The 6,289-nt window shown below is 69.1% G+C and carries 11 protein-coding genes and 1 pseudogene; 7 read left to right on the top strand and 5 right to left on the bottom strand.

What is annotated here, in order from left to right; translation table 11 throughout:
- Positions 1-209: 209 nt before the first annotated feature.
- A complete protein-coding gene (locus tag ACIPK4_RS20770; RefSeq protein WP_402314637.1) occupies positions 210-539 on the top strand; it encodes a hypothetical protein in 330 nt (109 codons plus the stop codon).
- A gap of 74 nt (positions 540-613) precedes the next feature.
- Here the strand turns inward: ACIPK4_RS20770 and ACIPK4_RS20765 are convergent, their stop codons facing one another.
- The gene (locus tag ACIPK4_RS20765) at positions 614-1,132 is read right to left on the bottom strand and encodes a hypothetical protein (protein ID WP_402314635.1); all 519 of its coding nucleotides are present in this window, start codon (positions 1,130-1,132) and stop codon (positions 614-616) included.
- Positions 1,133-1,226: 94 nt separating this feature from the next.
- On the bottom strand, positions 1,227-2,057 hold the full coding sequence (locus ACIPK4_RS20760) for an alpha/beta fold hydrolase (protein WP_402314633.1): 831 nt from the start codon (positions 2,055-2,057) through the stop codon (positions 1,227-1,229).
- A gap of 149 nt (positions 2,058-2,206) precedes the next feature.
- On the opposite strand from ACIPK4_RS20760, the gene ACIPK4_RS20755 reads away from it, so the two are divergent.
- Positions 2,207-2,707 (top strand): hemerythrin domain-containing protein, encoded by a 501-nt coding sequence (locus tag ACIPK4_RS20755; RefSeq protein ID WP_402314631.1) that lies wholly within the window; start codon positions 2,207-2,209, stop codon positions 2,705-2,707.
- A gap of 67 nt (positions 2,708-2,774) precedes the next feature.
- On the opposite strand, the gene ACIPK4_RS20750 is transcribed toward ACIPK4_RS20755, so the two are convergent.
- Together ACIPK4_RS20750 and ACIPK4_RS20745 are read right to left on the bottom strand one after the other, a co-directional pair.
- A complete protein-coding gene (locus ACIPK4_RS20750; protein ID WP_402314629.1) occupies positions 2,775-3,167 on the bottom strand; it encodes a VOC family protein in 393 nt (130 codons plus the stop codon).
- Positions 3,164-3,340, bottom strand: a pseudogene (locus ACIPK4_RS20745) (ArsR/SmtB family transcription factor); the annotation flags it as partial. The gene ACIPK4_RS20750 and the pseudogene ACIPK4_RS20745, both read right to left, overlap by 4 nt.
- Positions 3,341-3,496: 156 nt before the next feature.
- Here ACIPK4_RS20745 and ACIPK4_RS20740 point away from each other — a divergent pair.
- Positions 3,497-3,772 carry a hypothetical protein gene (locus ACIPK4_RS20740; protein WP_402314627.1) on the top strand — a complete coding sequence of 92 codons (276 nt, stop codon included), beginning with the start codon at positions 3,497-3,499 and terminating at the stop codon, positions 3,770-3,772.
- A gap of 21 nt (positions 3,773-3,793) precedes the next feature.
- Here the strand turns inward: ACIPK4_RS20740 and ACIPK4_RS20735 are convergent, their stop codons facing one another.
- Complete coding sequence (locus ACIPK4_RS20735; protein WP_402314625.1) at positions 3,794-4,084, bottom strand: hypothetical protein; 291 nt, start codon at positions 4,082-4,084, stop codon at positions 3,794-3,796.
- A 329-nt stretch (positions 4,085-4,413) separates the two neighbouring features.
- Here ACIPK4_RS20735 and ACIPK4_RS20730 point away from each other — a divergent pair, with 329 nt between their 5' ends.
- The 4 genes from ACIPK4_RS20730 to ACIPK4_RS20715 all read left to right on the top strand — a co-directional run bounded on the left by ACIPK4_RS20730 (position 4,414) and on the right by ACIPK4_RS20715 (position 6,274).
- Positions 4,414-4,791 carry a hypothetical protein gene (locus tag ACIPK4_RS20730; RefSeq protein ID WP_402314624.1) on the top strand — a complete coding sequence of 126 codons (378 nt, stop codon included), beginning with the start codon at positions 4,414-4,416 and terminating at the stop codon, positions 4,789-4,791.
- A gap of 135 nt (positions 4,792-4,926) precedes the next feature.
- Positions 4,927-5,109 carry a hypothetical protein gene (locus tag ACIPK4_RS20725; protein WP_402314622.1) on the top strand — a complete coding sequence of 61 codons (183 nt, stop codon included), beginning with the start codon at positions 4,927-4,929 and terminating at the stop codon, positions 5,107-5,109.
- A gap of 53 nt (positions 5,110-5,162) precedes the next feature.
- The gene (locus ACIPK4_RS20720; protein ID WP_402314620.1) at positions 5,163-5,531 is read left to right on the top strand and encodes an SCO4225 family membrane protein; all 369 of its coding nucleotides are present in this window, start codon (positions 5,163-5,165) and stop codon (positions 5,529-5,531) included.
- 125 nt (positions 5,532-5,656) lie between these two features.
- A complete protein-coding gene (locus ACIPK4_RS20715) occupies positions 5,657-6,274 on the top strand; it encodes an SUKH-4 family immunity protein (protein ID WP_402314618.1) in 618 nt (205 codons plus the stop codon).
- The last annotated feature ends 15 nt before the right edge of the window (positions 6,275-6,289 follow it).

Genomic DNA, 6,289 nt, shown 5'->3' with positions numbered 1-6,289 from the left:
CAAACGGCTCGCGGGGGGGGCCCCCGGGGGGTGGGGGGGGGGCCGCGCGCCCCCCCCCCCCCCCCCCCCCCCCCCCCCCGCCCCCCGCGGGGGGCCCCCCCCCCCCCCCCGGGGCCCCCCCACGACAGGACGGAGGCCGCTGGCCAGCGACTCCCAACGGCTCCTTCAGTTGCCGCCGTTGGCTACTGTCACAGGGGAAAGGACGTGACATGACACTGGTCAAAAAGGGCTCGCGGCTCATCACCGTGGACGGCATCACCTATCGGTGGCGCCTCCGTGGACGACCGACCTACAGCCAGGGAGTGGTCTGGTCACCACTCACCTACGCGGTCGAACATGCCGAGGCCCCCGGCACCACGCTGGTGATCACCACGAGCCAACCCCACCCGGGCAACTGGTTCGGAAGCCGCGGGCGCCCGGTTCTGCCCGCCCAGGTGGCCGACGGCATCCGGACTGCTCTCGCCGACGGCTGGACGCCACGAAGCACCGGGTCACCGTTCCACCTCGACCAGTCAGGGGGCTTCGTCCCGTCCCAGTGACGCCCTCTGCGCCTGCCGTGCCGCTTCCGCCCTTGAGGAGTCAAGCGTCCGCGGGACGGGTCGGAGCAGCCGTCTCAATCGTCGGCGGCCACCAGGAGGGTGAGGGCGCCGATTCGGCGGTCGATCAGCACGAGTTCATGGAAGTCGATGTGGAGAGGGCCGTAGTCGTGGTGTGCGTCGTCGGGAAGAGTCCCGAGCACGTACCGGCTCGTCGCCTGGCGGATGGGCGTGTAGACCGCCTCCTGCAGCTTTGCCCCCAGATCTGGAGGGAGCGGGATGCCGCTTGTGGCCCAGGTGCGAACCGTGGCGGTCGCGCGCGACTCGTCGACGGCTTCATACGTCCGGGGAGTGATCCGGTCAGCCCACCACTGGCCGTGGCGCGGTTCGGTCCACACGCCGGCCCCGTCATAGGTGTCCCGGAACTCAGGGTGGGCGATCAAGGCGGACAGCAGGTCGTGGTCGTTCGGCGTGCCCACCGGCAGGAGGAAGCGCTTGATGGAGACCCATCGATGTCCGTGGCCCCGCTTGTCCGGGAAGTCGAAGTCCTTGAAGTTGATGAAGGGGCTGTCCCTGTGGGTGAGCGCGTGCTGCATACCCACAGGATCGCTCACCCCACCTCTCGCGCACGGCCCATGCGGACCGGGTCGGCAGTCGTGCCCCGGCGCCCGGCCGAGGGCGTGTGTCAGGTCATGCGTGGAGAAATTCCGCCGTGGCCGTCAGGAACCGGTCGGCGTCGTCGAGCCAGGGATAGTGGCCCGCTCCCGGTTGCACCACGAGGGTGGCGTCTGGGAACACCTCCGCGAACTCGGCAACGGACGCAGGCGGGCTGTTCAGGTCGAACTCCCCGGTCAGCAGTAGAACCTGGCTTTCGCAGGAGGCTAGCGCCGCACGTGTGCCCTGCGGGCTGAAGGCCCCCTCAGCGCCGAAGTGGGCGACGGCATCCTGGTTGCCCGGCCTGCCTGCCGCATGCTGCGCTCGTGCCACGGCATCCCAGCGGCCCCAGAAGAAGGGGGCGACGGCGTCCCAGTCACTGCCCGTGCCCTCGGTGATCGCCTGCAGGGCGGCGAACGCCGCCGGGAACCACGGCTCGTCCTTGCGCAGCAGTGCGACCTCGCGCCGCACCTCTCCGGTGATCTCCACCCCGACGGCTCGGGTGCCGGGGCCGACGAGCACGAGCTTGCCGGTCCTCGCCGGATATCGGGCCACGTACTGCGTGGCGATGTTCGCGCCGGCGGAGTGCCCGAGGAGATCCGTCCTGCAAAGGCCGAGATGGTCGCGCAGTGCCTCGACGTCGTCGACCAGGCGGTCGCAGCGGTACGAGGAGGTGTCTTCGGGAATCGCGGACCGGCCCGTGCCGCGAAGATCCAGGACGATCAGTTGACGGTGCGCAGCCAGGCCGCCGAGGTCGCCGAGGTAGGCGGAGTCCGAAGGCCCCCCCGGTATGCAGACGAGCGGGTCGCCCTGGCCGATCACACGGTACGCGAGTCGGGTTCCGTCAGGTGCGGAGAAGGTAGGCATGACGCGGATCCTGGCAGCTATAACCAGGTTGTACAACCTGGTTATTCCCCTGCTGGGTTCCGCGGCCTGCCAATCACGGGGCCGGGGGTTTCAAGCGCCCGTGAGGGAGCAAGCGCTGATCACGGGATCCGCAAGAGGAGGTTGGTCGCATGTCGGGCGCGAGCCGGAACGATGACGTCGTTGCGGTGATCCTGGAGGATCACCGGACCATGGAGGAGCTCTTTCGCCGGATGCGGAGCGTGGAGGCCGACCGCGCCGCGGCGCTGGCAGAGTTCTCAGCGCTGCTCATCGCTCACGGAGAGGCGGAGGAGAGCGAGGTGTACGGTGCGCTGAAGCGGTTCCGGGACATCGAGAACGAGGAAGTGGATCACGGGTCCGAGGAGCACGCCGAGGGCAACCAGGCCCTGCTGAAGCTGCTCGAGGTGGCGGATGTCGGGTCCGAGGAGTGGGACGAGCGGCTCGAAGAACTGGTCAAAGCGGTCACGCATCACCTCGACGAGGAGGAGCGGACGATCCTGAACGGTGCACGGGAGAACGTTCCCGACGAGCGCCGCGCCGAACTGGCCTCGGCCTTCCTGCAGGAACGCAAGCGGCAGCTCGCCTCGGACTGCGGCAGCATCGAGAACGTCCGCAGGATCGTGGGCGGCTGAGCGCCCAAGGCCACCCCGCCCGGCGCGCTGCGACCGTGCGGGCCGGGTGGCTACTTGGGCCGGGTGGCTACTGGGGCTGGGTGGCGATCTGGATCAGGTTGCCGCAGGTGTCGTCGAAGACGGCCGTGGTCACCGGGCCCATGGCGAGGGGCTCCTGGGTGAAACGGACACCGAGGCCGCACAGGCGCTCGTACTCGGCATGCACGTCATCGACGGCGAACTGGGCGAGGGGGATGCCGTCCTGGACCAGGGCATCGCGGTAAGGCTTGACGGCGGGATGGCCGGCTGGCTCCAGCAGCAGTTCGGGGCCGCCGGGCTCGTCGGAGGCGACGACGGTCAGCCACCTGTGCTTCTCGCCCAGCGGGACGTCGTGCTTCTTCACGAACCCGAGCACCTCGGTGTAGAACTGCAGCGCCTTGGCCTGATCATCGACGAAAAGGCTGGTCAGGTGGATCCTCACGAAGTGTTCTCCTTGGATTCGGACGAGCCGGGCGACAGCCACCGCTCGGCGATCCGCCGTAGCGGGCCGGTGTTGAGGTCGTGGAACTTGTAGCGGCCCTCCCGCCGGGACTCCACGAGCCCGGCCGCTTCCGGCACGGCAAGGTGCTGGGAGACCCCCTGGCACGAGAGTCCCCCTCGTCCAGCACACTCGGCGCTGAACAAGCTGCCCGGACCACGAGGACGGATGCATTCTGAGAGTGGGGCGTCTCGGACGCCGCGTTGGCCCCGCCGGCTTTTGGAGGCTTGCACATGCTGGTGACCCACACTCTCGATCGCGGCACCCTCAGAGTGAAGATCCACAGTGACCTGGACATCACCAACCGGGCGGCGGCCGCCCTGCAGATCGAGGCGCTCGTCGCGGCCAACCGCCCGGAGCGGGTCCTCCTCGAACTACCCACTTCCGATCCGGCCCCCGCCACGCTCAGCGCCGTGGCCCGCGCTCAGCGGATGTGCCGCAGCCTGAACGTCGCGTTCTCCGTTACGGGAGCGCACCTCGAACTCCAGGAGACCCGAGGTCAGGAGCCGGTGGGACGGCTGGACTCAGGGGCGCGCCGCCACCGCTGACTCCCGGCTCCCGGCGCCGCGTCACCCGGGGAGATCGTGAACGGAACCGGGCCGGTCGAGGCCCGGGATGTTGCACCTGTGCCGCGCCGCCTCCTTCGTCCATGCGGGGACGGGATCGACGAAGTACTGGACTTCACCGCGCCGGTAGGCGTCCAGATCCCGCTGCAGGGCGGCGCATCGGCACTGGTCGGAAGGTGCGGCGTGCGCGGCGGCAGGTGCGAGCAGCAGTCCGCCGACGGCAAGGATGACGGCGGTGGCGGTGGCGGTGGCGGTGGATGCGACACGAAGGCCACCGCGAGCAATGCGCTTCATCGAGTACGACATGTTGTCCGGGCCGGCGTGCGGCCGGCACCGGCCTCCTTCCGAAGGACTGTGAGCGGGCGCCCACCGTACTCCGAGACGGCCCCCGCCTTGCGCGGATGGGATGCGAATGGCCGACTCGTGCCCCTCCTCGCCCTCATACGGGTGAGGATGTTCCGGCGGCCTGGTGGAGCGCCTCCGAGGGGCCGGGCGGGTGATGTTCGCTCCCGGTTGGCCGATGCCGGTTCGGCGTCCGGACGCGTCGTACGGAGGGGTCGGCGAGGGTGGTGCGATGGTTCGCGGCCCGCTGTGGGCCGCCGTCGTCGTCGGGAGTGTGAGTCATGCGCCGTTCCGTGCCCGTCCTGCTTGCCGCTGTCGCCGTGACCGGGTCACTCGCCGTTCCCGCTGCCGCGGCGGATCCGACGCCGATCACCTCGCCCTACGTCCAGGCCGCCGCAGACGTCACCGCCGCCGGTGTGCTGAAGCGGGCGAAGAACATCGACTGGGTACGCCACATCGACACCGGCCGGTACTGCGTGAACGTGAGCGACCAGGTGAACGTGGCGTTCAGCATCGTGCAGGTGGAGCTGCCCAACTCCAACCGCCGCAGCTTCAGCACTGCGGCCAGTTCCGTCTGCGGCGCGAACACCGTCACGGTCTTCACGTACGACCTCAAGGGGAGCTACGTCGACAACCCCTTCACCGTCGCGATCCTGTGACCTGGTCCGCCCCATGTGCGGGCTGCGGGCCCAGCGGATGCGTGAGGTGTAGCGGCTCAAGCTCTCATGTTCCTCAAGTGACGGGACCATCCTCTTCGTCTCGATGAGAATGGTGGGGAAACGGGGGTGGAGGACATGGGATATCTCGTGGTCGTGGCGGTCGCCTTGATCGTGATCCTCATCGCGGCGCTCCGCGACCGGGGCAAGCCGCCGCGCAAGCGACGTGGCAGTTCTTGGGGCGACGGCGGAGGGTTCGGCTGCGGCGGCGACTCGTCCTGCGGCAGCGGCTCGTCCTGTGGCGGCGGAGGAGGAGACTGACGCCAACCGCACCGCGCCGGCCGAACCAACCGTTGGGACACCTCAGGAGTAGCATGCGTTCCGGATTGCTCACGTTCGTGCGCACTGCATTCGGCAATTGGCTGTCGGTGTCCTATCTCGCCCTCGCCGCCTTCTTCCTGCTGTTCGGCTTCGGGTTGAACGGTAGTTACGTAGCCGGGCTGTTGGGGGCGGTGCTCACCCTGCCGACAGGCGCCGTGCTTCTCGTCGCCGTCAAGTCACTCGGAAGCTGGGCGGAGACCAACCTGGTGGTGTGCTGTCTCCTGTTGTTCTCGTACACCTTCCAGGCATTCGTACTGGGACTGCTCGTACGCGCGGCACGCCGGAAGTCGGAACGCTCACGCCAGAGCAGCTCGGGCTCCCACCGGAGCAACGCCTCGACCGGGGCGGCAACCGACCACTGATTGCTTGCAGTGGAGGCGGAAGCACCGCGATCCGCCGAGCTGTTGCAGCGACCGCTCCTTCAGTGAATGTCCCTCAGAGCCCGGCCCCGCGCCGGTGCAGATTTCCGAGTTCGGAGTTCCCGTCAGTGCGATTCGACGTCACCCGCAGCGAACTCGTCGGCATCTTCGGCGAGGCCCCGATCGCCGTCCTGCCCGCCACCGCCTTCCGGCCTCCGGCTTCGGACACCGCGGGTGCCCGTCTCCTGCAGACCGTCGGCGTCCCCACTGGAACGCTCCGGCTGCGTGAGCCCGACGAGGACACCGGCCGGCTGCCCCTCGTCCACGATGTCGTCGACGTCGAGGACTTCGAGGACGCCCCGCAAGAGGCGGGAGGATGGCCCGTCATCGCCTGGCTGCTCAACAGCCACCTCGCCCTCGACCCCGGTACCGGCAAGGTGCACGCCGTGGATGCCGACGAGGAGACGGTTCAGGAGCTGCACGCGGACGTCTCCTCCCTCATCCAGGTCACCCTCCGGTTCCAGCGCCTGCTCGCGGAGTTCACGTTCAGCGGCGACGACAGTGAGGAGGAGGCCGAGTTCGAGCGCCTGGAGCGCGAGGTCGAGCGGATCCGCCAGGAGACGAGCAGCATCGATCCGCTCCCCTTCCGGGACGACGAGACCGTCTGGTCGGTGGTCGGCGAGGAGATCGCCACGGGTCGGCGTTTCGAGGGCAACAGTCCCGGAGCCCGCTCCCTCTACGGCTGATCACCTGCCGATGCC

The organism is Streptomyces sp. NPDC086989 (assembly GCF_044745505.1).
GTDB lineage: Bacteria > Actinomycetota > Actinomycetes > Streptomycetales > Streptomycetaceae > Streptomyces.
The sequence above is the reverse complement of the archived record's forward strand: the minus strand, read 5'-3'. Positions and strand labels throughout refer to the sequence as shown.